Genomic DNA, 20,631 nt, shown 5'->3' with positions numbered 1-20,631 from the left:
ATTTCAGCAAATATATAGTATATTTGGCACTAAACAGAAAGCTATCTATGGGGGATTTGGGTTTGATTACTATTATTATCATCGGATTAAATGTGTTGGTTTCATTTAAAGGTTTTAAGGATACATTGTTCTTTGAAAAGTATAAATTCAACTCGGGAGCAATAAAAAGAGGGGCTAAATATCAAATTTTAACATCCGGATTTTTGCACGTTGATACTTCCCATCTTTTTGTGAATATGCTTACCCTTTATTTCTTTGCAAATGTTGTTTTATTTGACCTGGGTTCTCTTGGGTTTTTATTGGTGTATCTCGCGAGTTTAATACTTGGCAATTTACTGAGTTATTTCTTCCATAAGGACGAGGAGAATTACAATGCCGTAGGTGCCAGCGGTGCAGTAATGGGGATTTTATATTCTGCAATTCTGTTAAGACCGGATATGATGCTGGGCTTATTTTTTATTATTCCTGTTCCCGCTTATGTCTTTGGAATTGGTTATCTTTTATATACGATTTACGGAATGAAACGTAGACAGGATAATATAGGCCATGATGCTCATTTTGGAGGAGCTGTTGGTGGTTACGTAATTACAATACTATTGGCGCCCTGGGTTTTTCAGCAGCATTTATTGATGGTAATCCTACTGGCATTGCCTATTTTAATCCTTTTCATTCTTCAAAAAGCAGGAAAAATTTAATCCCTCATTGATGATTTAACCCGCCTGACGGACGGGCAGGTTCCCCGAGGATTTTAATTTTTTTCATTCTTTGGCATTGTTGTCCGGTAAGCATTTTTGTTAAAGCTGAAACAACAAAGTGAAAAGTTGAAAAGTTAAAAAATTGAAAAATTCAAAAGTTAACCGCTAAACGGAAAACCTTTTTTTTGGGTAAAAGAAATAAATACAGAAAGCTCAAGAAAAATCTGCGGAAAGAAAAGAGAACTGGAAAACTCGCTGGGAAAGAGAATTTCTCTTTGACCTTTGTGTAAACCTTTGCGACCTTAGTGGTTTAAGAAGGCACCTTTATACAATTCACTAAAACAGAACCATTATAATTAGGTCTTGTATCTTGATTCTTTGGTTCAAGCTTTGATTAATAAATTGAAATCGGGTTTTTCATATCTGAAAGCCCTGAAAATAACCAATAAAAAGAACAATATGAAAACAGTATTTATTTTATTCGTGGCAATTATTAGTTCACTTGGATTACAGGCGCAACAAGTGAATCAGGTTCCTATGGTGATGGTAACCGGAGAGGGAATAGTTAAAGTGGCGCCGGACCAGGTAACTATAAAATCCAGAATAGAGCATGAAGGGGATGATGCGGTGGAAGTGAAAAGAAAAAATGACGTGGTTGTAGATAAGGTTATAAAATATTTGAAATCGGAGGGAATTCCCGAGAAAAATATTCAGACCGATTATGTCAATTTGAACAAAAACTATAATTATAACGAAAAAACATATAGTTATGCGGCCAATCAGTCTATTTCCATAAAACTGGAAGATCTTAAGAAGTATGAGAAGATAATGAGTGGTTTGCTGGATGCTGGTCTTAACAGAATCGATGGGATACAATTTAAATCTTCAGAAATTGAAAAACATAAAAGCGAAGCCAGGAAAAAAGCAGTATTGGATGCCCAAAGAAAGGCCAAGGAATATACAGCTCCATTAAATCAAAGCATTGGAAAAGCGATTTCCATTAGTGAGAACGAGGTTAATTATTTCCCGCCAATGTATAGGGGAATGGAGATGATGAAAGCCAGTTCCGATGCCGGTGAGCAACAAACACTTGCTCCCGGAGAAATGGAAGTTAGCGCTAAAGTTACGGTTGGATTTGAACTGAAATAACAAATTGAAAAAAGGCTTCCTATGAATTGATTTGTAATTGAATATTTATCAAATAAAAAAGACCCAAAAGGCTTACTTAAGCAGCGATTTGGGTCTTTTTTTTGGAAGTAGTTTTAGGTTTTATTTCTCCAGCAATTCTTTCACTTTTGCATCCAGAGCATCGCCTCTAAGGTTTTTAGCTACAATAATTCCGTTTTCATCCAGGATAAATTGTGCTGGAATAGCCTGTACTCCATAAAGTTGTGCAACAGGATCCTGCCAGAATTTTAAGTTTGAAACCTGCGGCCAGGTTAAATTATCATCCTTTATCGCCTGTATCCATTTGTCTTTTTGACCTTCCCGGTCCAGGGAAACCCCTATAATATTAAAGCCCTTATCGTGATATTTGGTATAGGTTTTAACAATATTTGGATTTTCTACCCTGCACGGCTTACACCAGGCTGCCCAAAAATCTATAAGCGTTACTTTCCCCATGGAATCCTTTAGCGAAATTTGTTCTCCCTCTGGATTTGGTGCAGAAAATTCTGGCGCTTTACTTCCTAAGGCTACTTTACTTCGTTTGCTAAGGTTTTCTGCCAGGGATTTCGCCAGGGAGCTTTTGGTCGCATTTTCAGGTAAGCTTTCATAGAGTTCGTTTACTTCATTTGCAGGAGCTCCCATATTCATCATATCGGTAAGAACAAGGACAGATACAAATCTATCCGGATGTTCCTGCACAAGATTTTTCTTGAAAGTCATATCTTTGGTGCGCAGTTCTACCTCCTGTTGTTGAAGCTGGGCTATTGCCGCAGTATCTCTGGTGGAAGTCATTATTTCACGCATTTCTGTCCGGATTTCCATAACCTGTTTATTCAGGCCTTTTAAATGATCCAGGTACGTATAAAAAACTTCGTTTTCCTTTCCTCCGGCTACTTTGGAAGTAGGAAGGCTGTCTTTGTAAATTTCAAAATGTATTGGTTCATTTTCAGAAATAAAGATCACATTTCCATTAGAGCCTTCAACAGAAAGAAAACTAAGATTTGGATGTTCAACTTCCGCCATATCCAATTTAAATTCTCCTTTCTTAATTTGAACCGAATCAATTTTTGAAGGCTGCATATTTTGATCTAATTCAGATACATAAATCATTTTGCCGTCTTCAACATTTTTCAGTTCTCCTGAAAGGGAGTATCCCTTTTGATCTTCCTGGCATCCAAGAATGCTAAGGATAATAATTGCTGTTAAGAATTGTTTCATTTGGTATTAATTATGTTTCAATGTTATTTTTAATTCCTCATCAAGGGTTTAATTTCCCGAGACTTACCTCGAGTTTTTAAAAGTATTTTTCAATTTAAACTTTGTGGGCTTTCCCTGAGGTTTTTAATTTATTCAGCAAAAATACATAACTCCACATAGATAGCTATAGGAAGTGTATAAAATAATGTTAATTTCAACCGAAAGCAAATACGGCTCTGCAAGAATGAGTAATTTTAATCTTTATTAAAATTGTATGAAGAATCAACTGGAGGATTTTCCGCTGGATATTAAAATAAGTTTTCATAAAGTTGTTGAACAATATCAGCTTCAGCTTGAAAGTGAACAAAGCAGTATAGCAAAAAATTATATCGAAAATGTGCTGGATTATATTTCCTCATTTCCAAAGCTGGTGGAGGGCATCAATAATCCTGAGGATTTAAGTAAAAATAAAGACGCAATCCGCATATTGCTTGATGATTTGTTTCCAAATATTTTAAGCAATAATGAAATTAAAGCCGCCTCCCTGCCTTTTCACAATGTTGTTTTTAATTCTACCAGGCGCTTTAGAAATATCCTGGAAAATGCGGGCGATAATTATCAGTTTGAAATGCGTAACCTGAATGAGGATATGTATTATATCTACGGATGTATTCTTGTTCTTAATCACCATTATGGGTATAATATTGATTTTTCCCGGCCACTTTATTACGATATCCCGGACGAAAACGGGATTTTAAAACACTATAGAGTAGCTCTTAATGCCGATTTTATCGACATTGAACCAGGGGAAGGAGCAAAGGAGATTTCTGAAAAAGATGTAGATATTCTCATTCAGAATATTGAAGATGTGAGTTTATGGAAGGAGAAATTTCCTCCAAAAAGCTGGATATTTAAGGGGTTTACCATCCTCAATCTTACCGATGTTACAGTAGATGACGCTATTTCCGATCTAAAAACAACCCTCCTGCATCAGGAGACCTCCAATCAGGCTGAACTTTTTAGGTTTCAGGAAATATTTCAGTCTATTTTTAAAATTCCTGATCTTAGGGTAGGTTTCACGGTTTTTAATAAAGTGGAAAAGGCCTTTGAGAGAATGAACAATGAAGATGCTCAAAGTTTTATGCTTTATAAAGAAGCTTCCGCCGATTGTGACGCGCTTATTTGTGAAAAGACCTATAATCAGCTTGTAAAAGAGAAAGGTTATTTCACCATTGCTAATGCCGATGAATATGCTGAAAAGACCAATAACAGTTTGCTGTCTAAAAACTTAAAGGAAAACCATATTAAAAGTTGTATTCTGGCACCTATTGCAGAAGGTGAAGAATTATTGGGTGTTCTGGAGCTTGTATCTCCAAGGAAAAATGATTTAAACAGCATAAATGCAATCAAGTTGGAAGATATACTTCCGTATATAGTAACTGCTGTAAAGCGAAACCGAACCGAATTTGAAAACAGGGTAAAGGCGGTAATTCAAAGTGAATGTACCTCCATTCATCCCAGCGTTTTATGGATCTTTGAAAATGAGGCCAAGCAGTTTATAAAGGATCAGGACCAGGATGGGTTGGCCTCTTTTAAGGACATCACCTTTAAAAATGTCTATCCTTTATATGGACAAATCGATATTATTGCTTCTTCAGATGCCCGAAATTCTGCAATCGAAAAAGATCTTCAATACCAGTTGGAGTTTTTGGAAAATATTATAAATGAGGCTTATAAAATTGAAAAATTGCCAATTTATGATCAGGTAAGGTTTAGGATTGCTGAATTTAGGGAGGAATTAAAAGAAGGTTTAAATGCTTCCAGTGAACAGAAGGTTTTTGATCTTTTACAACGGGAAGTAAATCCTATAATGGATCATTTAATCTTGCAGTCTAAAGGATTGGAGGAACTTGTGAAGCAATATCAGGAAAAACTGAATCCTGAAACCGGCCTCGTTTACGATCAGAGGAAACATTACGATGAAACCGTGCAGCGTATTAACAGGACGATGGCCCGTTATATTGATAAAAAGCAAATAGACGCCCAAAAGATTTATCCCCATTATTTTGAACGATATAAAACCGATGGGGTAGATCATAACATCTATATTGGTGAATCCTTTACCTTTAAAAAACCCTTTAATAAAGTGTATTTGTACAATTTGCGGTTATGGCAACTAGCTACTATGTGTGAAATGGAAAACCGTTTTTACCAGTTACAAAAAAACACACCGATAAAAATGGATGCGGCTTCTTTGATACTGGTGTTTAATAGCACCTTATCGATTAGATACCGGATGGATGAGAAAAAATTTGATGTTGACGGAACCTATAATGCCCGGTACGAAATTATCAAAAAAAGAATTGATAAGGCCTTTATTAAAGACACCGAAGAACGGATTACCCAGAAGGGTAAAATATCCATTGTATATTCCCAAAGCAGTGATCAAAAAGAATATTTGAGATATATAAAATACCTTCAAACCAGGAAATACCTTGGGGAGGAAGTGGAGATCCTTGAGCTGGAAGATGTTCAGGGCGTTGTTGGCCTTCGTGCCATACGAGCCAATATTTTATACCGCCCAGAAGCGGATGATGCCCTGGAAGCTATTTCCTATGATGGACTTGTTGATTATTTAAGGTAATAAAAGGCAAATACAAATGCCAATACAGAAACGATGATCCCTATCATAAAAACGGTATAGGTAAGTCTTAGCAGTAAATATTTACGGTGTAAAACTTTCCCCAGGGAATGAAGATCCAGCATTAAGGATTCATATACATAATCTTTATCCTGACTTATCTCTTTTATACCCCATTTAAACTGCTCGAAGGGCATTTTATGGAAATTTCCGAAAAATAATAAATTTACCTCCCTGTTTTCAACCTGTTCCTTTGTGAACTCACCGCTGGTAACATTTGGCCGGGTAGACATTATAGAAAGGATAATAGATGCTACGCTGAATAATATTAATACAAGCGTTGGGATCAATAAATGCTGATTTGAGGTTGCATCCAGTTTGGGTATCATATTGGCCAGGGCCAGCGATATAATAATCGCGTTTACAGAAAGGAGAATATTTGCCTTGGTATCTGCAATATCGCTTAGTTTCAAATGGTTTCGAAGGGTAATCCTATATAAACTCTGCAGACTTCGTTCCGGGTTATTATTTTTGAATTCGGCTTTTAACTTTGCTTTATCCTCTTCCTTTTTTAATTTTTGAACTGCCTTATTTTTCTTTTCCAAAAGATCAGAAAGATTTTTATCTTTTAGAGGTTTCCAGGTTTTTGCGGCATAATCTGTATAATACCGATGTTTTTCAGTAAATAATTTGATGTTTTCATCCAACCATTCTTCAGTCGAAAAATTATGAATATTAAGCAATTGGAGTTCCTGCCTTAAAAATTCGGTTGTTTCGTCGAAGTAATCTTTAGCAAGATGCGAACAATCGGCATCTTTTATTGTTTTTTCTAATTCTGTTGTTGGCTTCTTGTCCATTTTAGTTGCCAAAATGCATTGAGATACCATCTCAGTTATTTCCTGATCTACATTGTTTTCTTTAAGAAATTGTGTTGCAATTTTTTCACTATCTTCTTCATGACCTTCAAATTTCACAGTATATCCGGTGTCATGAAGCCAGGCTGCAAGCAATATAGCCTGTTCTTCTTTAACATTAAATTGAGAATTCCCGATTAATTCTTTACTACTTTTGACCACTCTTTGAGTGTGATTGTAGTTATGATAGATATACGTATTAGGTAGTTTTGCTTTAAATAATTCCAAAACGAAATTATCTGCCTTGTCTATTAAATCAATCATATATTCCTGGAATTTTGATCCGGCCAAATTACAAAAAAAAACAGCTTTGAGTATTCTATGAGAAAATACAACATTTATTTAACCATTTTCGTCCTAATCATTCTTGCAGGTTGTTCTACTTCCAAAACACTTTACAGTGAAGGTGAACCAAAAGAAAACTTTGGTTACCCTAAGGACAAAAAAATCGAAAAATCCTTTTATCTTCTTGGCGACGGGGGCTATGCCCTTCCGGGAGGCACTTCTGAAGGTCTTTTAGCTTTAAAAGATTATATGGATTCTGTTAAGGTAAAAGAGAATTATACCATTTTCCTTGGTGATAATATCTACCCTGACGGAATGCCTGAAAAAGGAACCAAAGAAAGGGAGGAAGCAGAATACCGGTTGGATGCACAGCTGGATGCCATCGAAAAATATGATGGAAATGTGATTGTTATTCCCGGAAATCATGATTGGTATAATAAAGGAATTCCAGGTTTGGAAAGACAGGAAGATTACCTTCAGGAGAAACTGGGAGATCAATTGATCTGGTCTCCAAAAACTGGTTGTGGACTTGAGGTCATCGAGATTAGTGACGATATACAGCTTATTGTGATCGATTCCCAATGGTATCTCACAAATTGGGATAATCATCCTCTGGTGAATAAAGGTTGTTCAGAGATTAAAACCAGGGAAGCGATGTTTCTTGAAGTGGAATCGGAATTAAAAAAGAGTCAGGATAAAACAATTATCATCGCCTTACATCACCCATTGTACACCAATGGAGTTCATGGCGGCCAATATAATTTCAATCAGCATTTATATCCTTCGCAAAAGAAAATTCCGGTGCCCGTATTGGGATCTTTGGTTTCGTTGATTAGAACTTCCGGAGGAGTTTCCATTCAGGATGCCCAAAATGAACGCTATAAGTCATTGGTAAAACGACTGGAAACTATCGGAAAGGATTCAGAAAGACTGCTATTTATTTCCGGACATGAACATGCCTTACAGTACATAACCAATAACAATATTAAACAGATCGTTTCCGGATCGGGTTCAAAGGCTACCTATGTGAGTTTAAGCGATGATGGTCTTTTTGCGCATCCCGGACAGGGATTTGCGGTTTATGATGTTTTTAAAGACGGTTCTTCCTGGGTTAGTTTCTACGGAAATGAAAAAAACCGGGCTAAACTTTTATATCAGAAAGAAGTCCATCCGGCACCAGAAGATTTTGATGCTTCAAATTTGCCTGATAGTTTCCCTGAAACAATAACCGCTTCGATTTATCCTGAAGAAGAAACCGATAAAAATGAAGTGTTCAAAACTTTATGGGGAGAGCGGTACAGGGAACTTTATGGTACTCCTGTAGAATTTAAGGTAGCCGATCTAAATACCCTATATGGTGGTTTGGAGCCAATGAGAATGGGCGGTGGTCATCAAACGATTTCCTTAAGGGTGAAGGATAGTCTGGAGCGGGAATATAACTTCCGAAGGATAAAAAAGAGCGCCCTGCAGTATATTCAGGCGGTTGCATTTAAGGATAAGGCCGTAGAGGAACAATTTGAAAATACTATAGCCGAGGATTTTCTGAAGGATCTCTATACGGCATCGCATCCTTATGCTTTTTTAGCAATTCCAACGCTGGCTTCGGCAATTGATGTGTATCATACCAATCCGGAAGTTTATTATTTGCCAAAACAAAAAGGTCTTGGGAAATATAATGTGGAACACGGCGGAGACGTATATATGATCGAGGAGCGGCCGGAAGAAAATTGGCAGGGCAGTGAGAGCTTTGGGAAACCAAATCACGATATTGTGAGTACTTCTGGAATGTTTGAGCGCTTGCGACGCGATGAAAAATACAGTTTAAACGAACCGGCTTATGTAAGGGCAAGGATCTTTGATATGCTGATAGGCGACTGGGACAGGCATCAGGACCAGTGGAGATGGGCAGAAATTGAAGATAAGGAAGGAAACCGGACATTTGAACCAATTCCCAGGGACAGGGATCAGGTTTTTTCAAATTATGATGGAGCTTTTTTTGGAACCCTTAGGGCACTGGCAGGATTTTCAAAACAATTCGGGGTTTATGGCGAGGATATCAAAGACGTAAAATGGTTTAACATTGCAGCTATTGGTCTGGATAGAGAATTAACCCAAAATGTGGGCAAGGAAACCTGGCTGGAGCAGGCAAAGTTTATTCAGGAACATATTACAGATGGAATTATAGAAGAAGCTTTTTCAAAGTTGCCAAAAGAAACGCAAGGGGAAGCGACTACATCTATTATAAAAAACCTGAAGGCCAGACGGGAAAATATACTGGATATCACAAAGCGTTATTACGATCATATGGCGACCCTGGCAATTGTAACCGGAACAGATAAAGATGATCTTATAGAAATAGAGCGATTGGAGAATGGAGAAACGCGAATTGTGGTTTCCAGAATAAAGGATGGCGAAAAGGCAGATGAGGTAAGTGATAAAACTTATAAAAAAGAAGAAACCAAAGAGATTTGGGTATACGGCCTTGATGATGATGATAAATTTGAGATCACGGGAAACCCTTCCGGGGAATTGATCTTTTTAAGAGTAATAGGAGGGCATAATAATGATATTTACAGAGTAGCTGATAATAGCGGCCGAAAGGTAAAAATATACGATCATAGAACAAGACCCAATACGGTAGAATCAAAAGGAAATGCAAAGTTAAGGTTCAGGGATAATTATGAGCAAAATACGTTTGATAAAGATAAAAAGACTTTTAATTCGGGATCACTTACTCCCGGATTTGGATATAATCCCGATGACGGACTGAAATTAGGAATTCAAAGTTCGTTTATAACAAATGGGTTTAAGCGCAATCCGTTTACATCCAAGCACGCATTTTCAGCTGGATATTACTTTGCAACCAAGGGATATGATTTAAACTACCAGGGGGAATTCGCCTTAATTCTTGGTAATTTTAACCTTGCGGTTGGAGCGCATTTTACCAGTCCGAATTTTGCCAATAACTTCTTTGGATATGGAAATGAAAGCCAGAATTTTGACGATATACTCGATTTTGACTACAACCGGACTAAAATAAGCAGAATAGGTGGAGAGCTTGGATTTGTAAGAAAATCACCTTTCGGAAGTTATTTTGGATATATGGCTTCTTTTGAATCGGTGGAAGTTGACAGAACTGAAGAGCGATTCCTTGTAGAAGAATTCAATTCCGAAGATCCCGATTTTTTCGAACGGAAATATTTCGCAGGAATGAAAGGTACCTATCGCTATGAAAGTTATGACAATAACCTGAATCCCAGCCGGGGAATGAAGTTTGAAATGATCCTGGGCGGAAAAATGAATGTGGAGGAAACCAACCGCAATTACGGATACTTTAAACCTTATCTGGAATTTTATAATGCGGTAAGTCAAAACAAAAAGCTGGTTTTAAATTCAAGAGTCCAGGCACAGTTCAATATTGGCGATGGGTATGAGTTTTATCAGGCTGCAATTCTGGGCGGAAACACCGGTTTAAGAGGTTACAGGTTACAAAGATTCTCGGGAAAAAGTGCATTTGCTGCAGGAGGGGATCTTAGATATAGTTTTGATCGGTTTAAAACCTCATTTCTCCCTTTCCAAATCGGTGTTTTTGGAGGATATGATATAGGTAGGGTTTGGACTCAGGGAGAAGAAAGCAGCCTATGGCATGATAGTTACGGTGGAGGGATCTGGATTAATAGTGCCGAGGCTATTACCGGTAAATTCAGTCTGTTCGGGAGTGAAGAAGGACTTCGGTTCTCCTTTACCTTTGGATTCAGTTTCTAATCCCTTATTTTTTCTCCATTCCCAGCTCATTCAAAAAAAACCTTATTTTAAGGTAATTGTCATTAATATATTCTGTTTTCGGAAATTGTGGAACGGTGCTTACTTTAACCACAAAGGGCACAAAGTATCCACAAAGGTCACAAAGCCTTGCAAGTCTATTCAGATTTTCTGTCAGGTAGTCCTTTTCTAATTTCCAATTCAATAGTTATCCAGTTGGTTCAATTTAAATCATCATTTGATCTTTGTGTCATCTGCGTTTTTTTTTCTTGGTGTGCTTTGTGTTTAAAAAAACAAGAAGCAAAAACGGCAATTCTAAACTGCGATTTATAAAAAAACCACATTGTTCTAAAATATAAGCATTTAAATTATGTCTTGGTTCTTGATTCTTGCAGTTACGCCAAAGGCGGAACGATCTTGATTCTTTACCGGACCTTAATTCTAAATGTATTGTTCAGCAACAATCACAAAAATAAAAAACACAGATTCAGAAATAACAAAATCCTGAATCTGTGTTCTGTATCTAACCCGGAATTTGCCGGATGATAATTCTATAATTTAGCTACGAATCTCCTTTAGGTTTATTGATGGATAAGTTATTAGTGAAATCGATAGTTCTTATCGGGAATGGGATAGTGACTTTGTTTTGATCGAATGCTTTCTTAATAGCAATTATAGCAGTATTCTTAGCTACAAGAACATCCTTGTTTCTCGTAACATCTGTCCAGAAACGAACAACAAAATCAATTGAGCTATCTCCAAAGGCTAAATACATAAATTCAACTTCTTCATTTCCACGTTGTTGAAAAATACCGGCGATAGTTTCTTTGGTCAAATCTTGAACCATTTCAAGATCACTGCCGTAGGCTACTCCACAATTCAGCATAACCCTGGAGCGCGGGGTTCTGGTAAAATTTTTAAAAGGCGAATCGATTATTTTAGAGTTCGGTATCATGACATAGTTATTGTCTGATTCCTTGATCATAATATTCCTAAGACTTATGGTCATTACTTCCCCGGCGAAGCCATTGGTTTCTATCCAATCTCCAATTTGCAGTTCATCTAAAAAACTTAGGATTACTCCGGAAAAGGTATTGGTGAGCGTTCCTTGGAGGGCAAGACCAATAGCCAAACCCAGTACTCCGGCACCGGCCAGAACAGAAGTCAGTACTTTATCTAAATTAAGAAGCCCTAAAGCAACAAAGAAACCAATGGCTATTACCACGATTCTTGTCACCTTGGCAGTGGTTTGCCGTATAGAAGCCTGAGAACCTTTTTTCAGTAAAATCCGGTTAATAATTTTGGCAACATATTTAGCAATTATCACAAAAATGATAAATACAACAATCGCCAAAAGAAAATTGGGGAGATTTAGAATAATGGAATCGAGCCAGCCGTCCATTTTATCATAAATTCCCCCAATAGATTTTTGAATATTAAATTTTTCCTCCATTTAAAATGCTGTCCTAGACTGGTTTAAGACTTTCACTTGTTTTCATTTTCCATGCATCCAGCATCCAGCTTGTTTTTTCAAGTTCCCTTATGTAAGCTCCAATAAGGTCAATAGTACCTTCATCTCCGCCTTTCTCTGCCACTTCAGTCACTTTCCGCATTTGTTTTAGAAGGGTTCCATGATCGTCCAGTAAGATCTCGATCATTTTAGAATCGGAAATATCCGACTTTGACTCTTTAATATTAGAAGCTTTTAAGTATTCGCTTAAGTTGCTGGTGGGTTGAAATCGTAAGGTGAGAATGCGCTCAGCGATGTCGTCTACTTTTAATTTGGCGTCATCATATAATTCTTCAAATTTTTCATGAAGATCGAAAAAGTTCTTTCCTATCACATTCCAGTGAAAATTCCTTAGTTTTTGATAATATAAGTGATAATCTGCCAACAATGTATTCAATTCTTTTACGGTATTGCTGGTCTTTTTTTCGTCTAATCCTAAGTAACTCATAGTTTTTGTTTATTGATTTTTTTATTTCTATTCAAAATTAACATAGTTCATTGATTAAACCAATGTTTTCAATGGGTTTAATACAAATTTAACTCCTAATGATCCAGAGGACGTTTGGCTTTAAGATCCAGTTTGTCCATCATAGCCTTGGATACCTGTCCCCCTGAAATCCCATATCCATCTACCAAAACACCTTTTTTTCCATTATGTGTGGTAATGGCATATAGAATGGCATTATCATCTGGATTGCTCATTCCTTCAAATCTTAGCACTTTATCAACATCAAATTCCTCGGTGTTAAAATGTTCTTTTTGAGATTTGAGTTCAATTTTTTCATCCAGGAGGTTAAAGTCGTATTCATAACCTTCCTCTAATTTAAGTTTATTTATCGCTTGCGAAAGCGTTCCGTAATCTTTCATATGTCGAATTTTATTTCCAACAATTTACATTCATTGCCTGTTATGAGCAAGATAAATTTCCGGTTTAGTATAAGTTTAACGAGGGATATTTTTGGTTCTTGATCTTAGTTTGCCCGATTTAGTGTTTCTTTCCTCTTCACTATCTTTTAGCCACGAATACACGAATGTTTTTTTGTCACCTGGCTCTTGAATCTTTACTTCCACTTTTTTTTTGTCTCTTTTCTATTCTCTTTTTTCTTGATTTGAGCTTGCCTGATTTAGTGATGCTTTCCACTTCACTATCTTTTAGCCACGAATGCACGAATATTTTATCTTCTAAAGTCTTTCTCCATACTCCATACTCCATACTCACATCTCACATCTCATTGATCTCAGGAAATTCATAATAAAAAGAGGAAAGCTAAAAGTATTAAAATATAATAGAACCAGTATATTTTGGGTTGATGTGGATCTTTTCCGAAAAGGAATTTTGTGAGTTTAAAATAGAAACTTCTGTTTTTAGCGATATGATTATAAGCAAGATCGCAAAGCGATTCAAACCAGGAGTATTTTTCATACCACTGATGCCACTTTTTATTACCGGCATGAAAGAAGTTTCTGAAGGCAGAATCCGGACCGGAATAGATGGTACCGTCGGGTTCAATGAGGCGACTGGCTTTTTTGAATTCCTTTAAAGGAATGTCAGGAAAATCCTGTGCCACATTCTGATAGGGAACAAAACGGATCTTGTCCCCGGTTTTGGTTTCCCATCGCATTTTCCACCATTTGCAAAACCCGCAGGTTCCATCCCAGACCATTGTAGGTTGAGAGGGAGGAAAATTTGTTTTATGTATTTTCTTAAACATTTAAAGTACCTCGTCCAATTGTAAAAATATGAAATTTGAAATTGGTATTTTTGTTGGAGTAGGGATGGAAATTAGAAAAAAACTTTTTGCCCTATCTCATTCAAAGCGCAGGCAAAAAAAAGGATGGCTAAATCAAAAAATAAATACAGACTTAAAATGGGAAATAAGCCAACTAAAAATATTTTGATTACCGGCGGAGCAGGTTTTATAGGTTCTCATGTTGTTCGGTTATTCGTAAATAAATATCCAAATTATCAAATTTTCAATCTTGATGTATTGACCTACGCCGGAAACCTGGAAAATCTTACCGATATTCAGGAAAAACCAAATTATCATTTTATAAAGGCAGATATCAATAATGCGAAAGAAATCAATACGATTTTCAATGAGCATAAATTTGACAGTGTAATTCATTTAGCTGCCGAATCTCACGTAGATCGTTCCATTTACGACCCCTTGGCTTTTGTGAAAACCAATGTAATTGGGACCATGAATTTGCTGAACGCAGCACTGGAAATTTGGAAGGGGGATTTAGAAGGCAAGCTTTTTTACCATATCAGCACCGATGAAGTTTATGGAACTTTGGATGAAACCGGATTATTTACGGAAACCACCGCGTATGCGCCCAACTCACCTTATTCTGCTTCAAAGGCCAGTTCCGATCATTTTGTGCGGGCTTATGGAGAAACTTACGACTTGCCTTATATCATTTCAAACTGTTCCAACAATTACGGTCCAAATCAATTCCCGGAAAAACTGATTCCGCTTTTTATTCATAATATAATCGAAGAAAAACCTTTACCTGTTTATGGCGATGGGAAATACACCAGGGATTGGTTATACGTGATTGATCACGCATCCGCAATCGATCTGGCTTTTCATAAAGGAAAAAACAAAGAGACCTATAATATTGGTGGTTTTAATGAGTGGCAAAATATAGATTTAATAAAGATCCTTTGCGAATTCATGGATGAAAAACTCGGCAGGGAAAAAGGCAGTTCAGCAAAACTGATCACCTATATCAAAGACCGTCCGGGCCATGACAAGCGTTACGCTATAGATGCTACCAAAATCAGCAAAGAACTCGGCTGGAAACCTTCGGTAACTTTTGAAGAAGGACTGGGAAAAACCATTGACTGGTATCTGGGTAATGAGGAATGGTTGATAAATGTGACTTCAGGAAAATATCAGAAGTACTACGATAAACAATATAGTTAAAAGATTTCACGGATTAAAACGGATTACACAGAGATGGTATAATTAAAAGATTTCACGGATTAAAACGGATTTCACCGATGGGCAAACTATTATTCGAGGAAGAAACTTATAAAGTAATTGGTGCATGTATGACCGTGCATAAAGGCTTAGGTTCCGGTTTTTTGGAATCCGTTTATCACGAAGCTTTAGAAAAGGAATTTGAAATTCAGAAGGTTAATTTTGACAGTAGAAAGAAATTGCAGGTCTATTATAATGAAGCACCTTTACAAAAATATTTTATTGCCGACTTTATCTGTTTTGATAAAATAGTGGTTGAAATAAAAGCTGCTTCATTTTTGCATAAAGACACAGAAGCTCAAACCATAAATTATCTTAAATCTACAAATTACCCCTTAGGTTTATTGATTAATTTTGGACAATCCAGTTTAACCTGGAAACGCTTTATCAACACTAAACAATGACTGAATGAATCCGCGTAATCCGATTAAAATCAGTAAACCCGTATTTAATAATCCGTGTAATCCAATTTAAATCCGCGTAATCCGTATTTTAAAATGAAAGGAATAATACTCGCCGGAGGCTCCGGCACCAGACTTTATCCAATTACTAAAGGAGTTTCCAAGCAACTTCTGGCGATTTATGACAAGCCGATGATCTACTATCCTTTATCGGTGCTCATGCTGGCCGGGATTAGGGAGGTATTGATAATATCTACCCCTGAAGACTTGCCGAATTTTGAAAAGTTGCTGGGAGATGGAAATAGATTAGGAATGAGCTTTTCCTATAAAGAGCAAGCATCGCCCGACGGATTGGCTCAGGCTTTTATAATAGGTGAAGATTTTATTGGGAAAGAGGAGGTCTGCCTTATTTTAGGGGATAACATTTTTTATGGACAGGGTTTTGGCAATTTGCTGAAGAGCGCCGTGGAAAAAACCGAAAAGGAAAAACTGGCAACGGTTTTTGGATACTACGTGCAGGATCCCGGTAGGTATGGGGTGGTGGATTTTGATGAAGATGGAAAAGTTCTCAGTATTGAGGAAAAACCGAAAAAGCCTAAGAGTAATTTCGCGGTCACGGGAATATATTTTTATCCTAATTCAGTTATTGAAATAGCGAAGCAAATCAAACCAAGTGACAGAGGAGAGCTCGAGATAACTGCAGTGAATCAATGCTATTTAAAGGAAGGTTTGTTAAATGTAGAATTATTGGGTAGGGGCTATGCCTGGCTGGATACCGGGACCCATGATTCTATGTTGGAAGCTTCAAATTTTATTCAAACTATAGAAAAAAGACAAGGCCTTAAAATTGCCTGTCTGGAAGAAATAGCCTTCGACAAAAAATATATTTCCACGGAGCAACTGCAAGCACTGGCAACTTCATTGAGCAAAAATGAATACGGGGATTATTTGATGAGAATTCTAAAAAAGAAACATTGATGCAGGTTGAAAGTGTTTAATTATAATTATTCAACTAATCAGAATCTGATGAAGAAAAGATTATGTTCCTACAGAAAGTGATCGCTAAATAATTTAGGAATACAGAGCTTTGGAGAGTATTTAATCATATCAGTGTAATCAGATTCTTCGAGAAATGATGAATTTCATTTACCAGGTTTTTTCAAAAAACTGTTTATTGAATTCTCTATTTGAATTTCTGAAAGTGGATGGAGTTTTATTTTCGGTTAGATAATCTGTTTCACTTTTAAATAATTTAGCTAATAAAGCCAAAGGAGAAAGAATACAATAAAAAACAAGAATTAATAATATGTTGGGAACAATATAACTCAAGATTATGGCAAGCCGGTTCCAAATATTTTCAATGAAATTGGAGAATTTTTCTGAAAATAAACTACCCGCTATTAAAATTAGCAAACTGTAAGTGATTATTTCTGATTTCACAAAAAAATTAATAATCAGAAAACCAAAGACTATGGAAAGGATGGCTGTATGGGATTGTAATTTCATCTAAAACAAGGTGTAAATAAATGGTGAAAGTGCACTACTTCCTGCCACTAGTACCAGAAATCCAATTAACACAAGTATCACAATAACCGGGATCATCCAGAATTTTTTTCTCTCCCATAAAAAAGTTGCAAGTTCTTTCATAATTAAAAATCGAAGTAAATAAACTGCTGTGGATTTCGTCCAAAGTTAAGAATTATTAGTGTTATAATTAACATGAGGACAATTATTCTTAAAGGTTTTTGTTTGAAGATCAGTGGGTTTCTTTCGTCATGCCTCATATTCCATTCGAGTATTAATAACAAAATCATATAGAAGAAAAGCTTAATATTTGGAAGAATAGTAAACTTTAAAGGATTGGACATCTGCCCTAAATAAGTTAAAGCATCTGTTAGGGTTTCACTTCTGAAGAATACCCATCCAATTGTAACTAAAATGAAAGTCCGTAGAATAAAGAATACTTCTTTTAGCGTTGGTAATTTTTTATTGAATGCTACGGTACCTATAAATTTTCTATTTGAATTACTTAAAAATGATGGGAGAAACAAAATCGCATGAAACGTTCCCCAGGCAATAAATGTCCAGTTAGCACCGTGCCAAAAGCCGCTCACTATAAAAATTATTAAGATATTTCTAATTGCTTTTGATTTCCCGTTTTTAGACCCACCAATAGGAATATATAAATAATCCCTGAACCAGGTGGAAAGAGAAATATGCCATCTTCTCCAAAATTCTCCAATATTACGGGAGAAAAAAGGAAATTTAAAATTGGACATCAATTCAAAACCAAAAAGTTTTGCGGTTCCAATTGCTATGTCTGAGTAACCACTGAAATCACAATATATTTGGAATGCAAAGTAAATGGCTCCAAGCCAAAGTGTCCCGCCCCCTTGAGTCTCGGAAGTCTCAAATATTTCATCAACGATGGGTCCAAGAGAATCGGCAATCACCACTTTTTTAAATAATCCCCAGATAATTAATCGTACACCTTGTAATACCTGATCTTTATTATAGGTTCTCTTAGTAAGTATTTGAGGAAGAAAATTGGTGGCTCTTTCAATAGGTCCGGCCACCAACTGAGGGAAAAATGAGACAAAAGATGCGAATGATATAAAATCTCTGGTAGGTTTTAGTTTATTTCTGTAAATGTCAATAGTATAAGACATCGTTTGAAAAGTGTAAAAGGAGATTCCAACCGGTAAAATAATATTTAAGGTCCAGCTATTCTCAGTTCTATAACCAATTCCATTTAGTAGATCTACCCAGGAATCTATAAAGAAATTAAAATATTTAAAAGACATTAGTAGGCCTAAATTGCACACTATGCTTGTTAAAAGCAGAATTTTTTTGTGATTTTTACTTTTGGTTTCTTGAATTCCAAGTCCTATAGTGTAATCTATAATAGTTGAAATTAGAATCAATGCAAGGAACCTATAGTCCCACCAGCCATAAAAGATATAAGAACTTATTAAAATTATGATGTTTTGTATTCTTAGATTATCCTTAAATAACCAATAGATAAGAAAGACAATTGGTAAAAAAATGAGGAATTCAAATGAATTGAAAAGCATTACTTCAAATCTCTAATTAAAACTTCTGAAAGTTTATTTCCTATAAGTTTATGTCCATATTCATTAGGATGTGAGTCTCCTGGAATTATCTGTAATTGATCAAAATTGACATTCTCTAAAGTATCAAACAGATCAATGAATTCAAACCCATAATTCTTAGAAATTGCCTTCATCTTATTGTGAACAGGTAAAAATGGATAATCCTGCAAAAAATGAATATCTGGTATCATTACAAGATAAACTTTTATCTCTTTGCTTTTAGCATATTGTGCTAGTTTGGCCAAAGAGTTCTCCATTATTTGGAAACCTTCATTTTCAGGATCATACAATGCGTTATAGTGTTCTTGCAAGCCCTTATTGTTATTGGCTAGCATCTTTTTTATAGCTATCGTAAGAGAAGCTGCGAGTTCACTGTTTTTTAGCAGGAAATTCCCGGATCCCATTGGTAGAATTTCTGCATCATTGAGAAAATAGTTTATTACGATGATCTCAGGATCGATTGCTGTTTGATTTCTCAGAAAATTTTCAACATATCGGAATGTGTTATAATTACCCACTGAAGCATTTAAAACCTGATAATTAAGACCATCTTCATTTAATTTTGTATTTAAAATTTCAGCAAAGCTTTCCTCATTTTCAATGCCCCATCCTAAACTAATAGAAGAACCTATAAATAAAATCTTCTTTTTATCCGGATTAGGTTCGGGAGATCTCATCCCAAGGGAATTTAATTTGATTTCAATATTTTGAAGTGTAGATTCTTTGTTTTTTTTATGGACGTGACCCAGAACAGGATCCTGTGTTTTTAGTTCTTTGGCATATTTCCACATTTCTATATTGTAATTACGCATATCTGAGTTAATTAATCTCAGAGCTAATTCAACTACGATTAGTCCTGTGAACAATATTAAAATAGAAATTAGAAAGTCCTTAATTTTTTTCATTTTGAAATTTATCGATTAAATAATCTGATATTGTTTCTGATACTTTTTCACTTCCTGTATTTGTTAGATGTAAGCCATCATTTCTATTGACAAAATTTTTATTCTGCTCAATTAGCTCGTGAAGCTTTATTAAAGGAATATCATATAATTTGGCTTTGTTTTCAATCAAATTATTTAACGATGGAATTAAATCGGTTAAATAGAACTGATTCTCCTTATCATTAAAAACACCCTGTTTGCGCAAATTAGCCTTTATCAATTTAGGTACATGGTAATCTGTTGTTAGAATAGGCTTAATTCCATAAATAAGACAGGTATTAATAAAAACGTCGAGCTGTTTCTCATATTGATCTAAAATTCGTGATTTGTTTAAGGGCGAAAATTTTGCCTGTTTAATAATTTCCAAATCGTTTGATAAACCCATATATTTTCGCAGTTGCAACCATAGATTGGGGAAAAACATGTTTTTAATACCCCTGAAAGTTTCTGTTTTTGGATTATTTCTATTTAGATATTTTTTGGATCCTGTCCAATATGATTCATTTTTAGATAAATAGATCATATCTATTAACGATGAAGAAAGAATAACATATTTAGGATGAAGAGGAACAACTTTAGTAGTTAATAAAAGATTGGTCGTCGATAATAAATTCCCCCCAACTCCTGCATTTCTTGAAACAAAGTTAGTATTTAAGCTATCATTGAGATTTTTAATAGATAAATATGGAAATCGCTTGTTTTCCTGAACATTTTCTAATTCAACCGTGCTGGCTCCCATGAACACTATATCGATTTTTTTCTCTGATGTATCGCCGGGCCCAATTATAAAGCCATGCTCATCTGTCTGTTTGATCACGAATTCTATCTCTGTGTTATTATCATAAGAACTTACTTTTGCAAATGATAATGGATTATTTTCCTTAAAACTAATTTCTCTTGAAATTCCGGGATCATCTTCCAATACCAAACCTAGTAATGGATCTGCCAACATTAAAAAAAGAATTATGACGATAAAATTGACAGCTATCAATTTTATTAATTTGATGATTTTCAT

17 protein-coding genes are annotated in these 20,631 nt (G+C 35.7%); 7 read left to right on the top strand and 10 right to left on the bottom strand.

The window, feature by feature from the left end; genetic code table 11:
• Positions 1–47 precede the first annotated feature (47 nt).
• Together ACKGJN_RS05875 and ACKGJN_RS05870 are read left to right on the top strand one after the other, a co-directional pair.
• Entirely contained in the window at positions 48–695 is a 648-nt protein-coding gene (locus ACKGJN_RS05875; RefSeq protein ID WP_409538851.1) for a rhomboid family intramembrane serine protease, read from the top strand.
• A 459-nt stretch (positions 696–1,154) separates the two neighbouring features.
• Positions 1,155–1,844 carry an SIMPL domain-containing protein gene (locus ACKGJN_RS05870; RefSeq protein ID WP_409538521.1) on the top strand — a complete coding sequence of 230 codons (690 nt, stop codon included), beginning with the start codon at positions 1,155–1,157 and terminating at the stop codon, positions 1,842–1,844.
• 120 nt (positions 1,845–1,964) lie between these two features.
• On the opposite strand, the gene ACKGJN_RS05865 is transcribed toward ACKGJN_RS05870, so the two are convergent.
• Positions 1,965–3,080: a redoxin domain-containing protein gene (locus ACKGJN_RS05865; protein ID WP_409538520.1), complete on the bottom strand. Its 1,116-nt coding sequence runs from the start codon at positions 3,078–3,080 to the stop codon at positions 1,965–1,967.
• Positions 3,081–3,333: 253 nt separating this feature from the next.
• Between ACKGJN_RS05865 and ACKGJN_RS05860 the strand changes: the two genes are divergently transcribed.
• Positions 3,334–5,703: a GAF domain-containing protein gene (locus ACKGJN_RS05860; protein ID WP_409538519.1), complete on the top strand. Its 2,370-nt coding sequence runs from the start codon at positions 3,334–3,336 to the stop codon at positions 5,701–5,703.
• Here ACKGJN_RS05860 and ACKGJN_RS05855 read toward each other — a convergent pair.
• Positions 5,691–6,878 carry a Pycsar system effector family protein gene (locus ACKGJN_RS05855; RefSeq protein WP_409538518.1) on the bottom strand — a complete coding sequence of 396 codons (1,188 nt, stop codon included), beginning with the start codon at positions 6,876–6,878 and terminating at the stop codon, positions 5,691–5,693. The two genes, ACKGJN_RS05860 and ACKGJN_RS05855, sit on opposite strands and share 13 nt — an antisense overlap.
• 57 nt (positions 6,879–6,935) lie before the next feature.
• Here ACKGJN_RS05855 and ACKGJN_RS05850 point away from each other — a divergent pair, with 57 nt between their 5' ends.
• Positions 6,936–10,664 carry a metallophosphoesterase gene (locus tag ACKGJN_RS05850; protein WP_409538517.1) on the top strand — a complete coding sequence of 1,243 codons (3,729 nt, stop codon included), beginning with the start codon at positions 6,936–6,938 and terminating at the stop codon, positions 10,662–10,664.
• 559 nt (positions 10,665–11,223) lie between these two features.
• Here ACKGJN_RS05850 and ACKGJN_RS05845 read toward each other — a convergent pair.
• The 4 genes from ACKGJN_RS05845 to ACKGJN_RS05830 form a co-directional block, all read right to left on the bottom strand.
• Positions 11,224–12,114 (bottom strand): mechanosensitive ion channel family protein, encoded by an 891-nt coding sequence (locus ACKGJN_RS05845; RefSeq protein WP_409538516.1) that lies wholly within the window; start codon positions 12,112–12,114, stop codon positions 11,224–11,226.
• A 13-nt stretch (positions 12,115–12,127) separates the two neighbouring features.
• Complete coding sequence (locus ACKGJN_RS05840; RefSeq protein WP_409538515.1) at positions 12,128–12,619, bottom strand: Dps family protein; 492 nt, start codon at positions 12,617–12,619, stop codon at positions 12,128–12,130.
• Positions 12,620–12,714: 95 nt separating this feature from the next.
• Positions 12,715–13,038, bottom strand: a complete 324-nt coding sequence (locus ACKGJN_RS05835; protein WP_409538514.1) for a phosphoribosylpyrophosphate synthetase — start codon at positions 13,036–13,038, stop codon at positions 12,715–12,717.
• A gap of 380 nt (positions 13,039–13,418) precedes the next feature.
• A complete protein-coding gene (locus ACKGJN_RS05830) occupies positions 13,419–13,835 on the bottom strand; it encodes a thiol-disulfide oxidoreductase DCC family protein (protein WP_409538850.1) in 417 nt (138 codons plus the stop codon).
• 171 nt (positions 13,836–14,006) lie between these two features.
• Between ACKGJN_RS05830 and rfbB the strand changes: the two genes are divergently transcribed.
• The 3 genes from rfbB to rfbA all read left to right on the top strand — a co-directional run bounded on the left by rfbB (position 14,007) and on the right by rfbA (position 16,537).
• Positions 14,007–15,101 carry a dTDP-glucose 4,6-dehydratase gene (gene rfbB / locus ACKGJN_RS05825; RefSeq protein ID WP_409538513.1) on the top strand — a complete coding sequence of 365 codons (1,095 nt, stop codon included), beginning with the start codon at positions 14,007–14,009 and terminating at the stop codon, positions 15,099–15,101.
• Positions 15,102–15,178: 77 nt separating this feature from the next.
• Positions 15,179–15,562, top strand: coding sequence for a GxxExxY protein (locus ACKGJN_RS05820; RefSeq protein WP_409538512.1), 384 nt, complete (start codon positions 15,179–15,181; stop codon positions 15,560–15,562).
• Positions 15,563–15,655: 93 nt separating this feature from the next.
• Positions 15,656–16,537: a glucose-1-phosphate thymidylyltransferase RfbA gene (rfbA, locus tag ACKGJN_RS05815; RefSeq protein WP_409538511.1), complete on the top strand. Its 882-nt coding sequence runs from the start codon at positions 15,656–15,658 to the stop codon at positions 16,535–16,537.
• A 528-nt stretch (positions 16,538–17,065) separates the two neighbouring features.
• Here the strand turns inward: rfbA and ACKGJN_RS05810 are convergent.
• From ACKGJN_RS05810 to ACKGJN_RS05795, 4 genes are all read right to left on the bottom strand, one after another.
• The gene (locus ACKGJN_RS05810; RefSeq protein ID WP_409538510.1) at positions 17,066–17,206 is read right to left on the bottom strand and encodes a DUF5989 family protein; all 141 of its coding nucleotides are present in this window, start codon (positions 17,204–17,206) and stop codon (positions 17,066–17,068) included.
• 2 nt (positions 17,207–17,208) lie between these two features.
• Positions 17,209–18,633 (bottom strand): MBOAT family O-acyltransferase, encoded by a 1,425-nt coding sequence (locus ACKGJN_RS05805; RefSeq protein ID WP_409538509.1) that lies wholly within the window; start codon positions 18,631–18,633, stop codon positions 17,209–17,211.
• Positions 18,633–19,484 carry an SGNH/GDSL hydrolase family protein gene (locus ACKGJN_RS05800; protein ID WP_409538508.1) on the bottom strand — a complete coding sequence of 284 codons (852 nt, stop codon included), beginning with the start codon at positions 19,482–19,484 and terminating at the stop codon, positions 18,633–18,635. The genes ACKGJN_RS05805 and ACKGJN_RS05800 overlap by 1 nt, the downstream gene beginning before the upstream one ends.
• 79 nt (positions 19,485–19,563) lie before the next feature.
• Entirely contained in the window at positions 19,564–20,631 is a 1,068-nt protein-coding gene (locus ACKGJN_RS05795) for a hypothetical protein (RefSeq protein ID WP_409538507.1), read from the bottom strand.

This window comes from Gillisia xinjiangensis, assembly GCF_046298265.1.
Taxonomy (GTDB): domain Bacteria; phylum Bacteroidota; class Bacteroidia; order Flavobacteriales; family Flavobacteriaceae; genus Gillisia; species Gillisia xinjiangensis.
This window is presented reverse-complemented; position numbering and strand designations above follow the sequence as displayed.

What these genes read in the sequence shown, in the direction of transcription:
- ACKGJN_RS05875 (WP_409538851.1), top strand. Translation starts at nt 48, where the DNA reads ATGGGGGATTTGGGTTTGATTACTATTATTATCATCGGATTAAATGTG.
- ACKGJN_RS05870 (WP_409538521.1), top strand. Translation starts at nt 1,155, where the DNA reads ATGAAAACAGTATTTATTTTATTCGTGGCAATTATTAGTTCACTTGGA.
- ACKGJN_RS05865 (WP_409538520.1), bottom strand. Translation starts at nt 3,080, where the DNA reads ATGAAACAATTCTTAACAGCAATTATTATCCTTAGCATTCTTGGATGC.
- ACKGJN_RS05860 (WP_409538519.1), top strand. Translation starts at nt 3,334, where the DNA reads ATGAAGAATCAACTGGAGGATTTTCCGCTGGATATTAAAATAAGTTTT.
- ACKGJN_RS05855 (WP_409538518.1), bottom strand. Translation starts at nt 6,878, where the DNA reads ATGATTGATTTAATAGACAAGGCAGATAATTTCGTTTTGGAATTATTT.
- ACKGJN_RS05850 (WP_409538517.1), top strand. Translation starts at nt 6,936, where the DNA reads ATGAGAAAATACAACATTTATTTAACCATTTTCGTCCTAATCATTCTT.
- ACKGJN_RS05845 (WP_409538516.1), bottom strand. Translation starts at nt 12,114, where the DNA reads ATGGAGGAAAAATTTAATATTCAAAAATCTATTGGGGGAATTTATGAT.
- ACKGJN_RS05840 (WP_409538515.1), bottom strand. Translation starts at nt 12,619, where the DNA reads ATGAGTTACTTAGGATTAGACGAAAAAAAGACCAGCAATACCGTAAAA.
- ACKGJN_RS05835 (WP_409538514.1), bottom strand. Translation starts at nt 13,038, where the DNA reads ATGAAAGATTACGGAACGCTTTCGCAAGCGATAAATAAACTTAAATTA.
- ACKGJN_RS05830 (WP_409538850.1), bottom strand. Translation starts at nt 13,835, where the DNA reads ATGGTCTGGGATGGAACCTGCGGGTTTTGCAAATGGTGGAAAATGCGA.
- rfbB (WP_409538513.1), top strand. Translation starts at nt 14,007, where the DNA reads ATGGCTAAATCAAAAAATAAATACAGACTTAAAATGGGAAATAAGCCA.
- ACKGJN_RS05820 (WP_409538512.1), top strand. Translation starts at nt 15,179, where the DNA reads ATGGGCAAACTATTATTCGAGGAAGAAACTTATAAAGTAATTGGTGCA.
- rfbA (WP_409538511.1), top strand. Translation starts at nt 15,656, where the DNA reads ATGAAAGGAATAATACTCGCCGGAGGCTCCGGCACCAGACTTTATCCA.
- ACKGJN_RS05810 (WP_409538510.1), bottom strand. Translation starts at nt 17,206, where the DNA reads ATGAAAGAACTTGCAACTTTTTTATGGGAGAGAAAAAAATTCTGGATG.
- ACKGJN_RS05805 (WP_409538509.1), bottom strand. Translation starts at nt 18,633, where the DNA reads ATGCTTTTCAATTCATTTGAATTCCTCATTTTTTTACCAATTGTCTTT.
- ACKGJN_RS05800 (WP_409538508.1), bottom strand. Translation starts at nt 19,484, where the DNA reads ATGCGTAATTACAATATAGAAATGTGGAAATATGCCAAAGAACTAAAA.
- ACKGJN_RS05795 (WP_409538507.1), bottom strand. Translation starts at nt 20,631, where the DNA reads ATGAAAATCATCAAATTAATAAAATTGATAGCTGTCAATTTTATCGTC.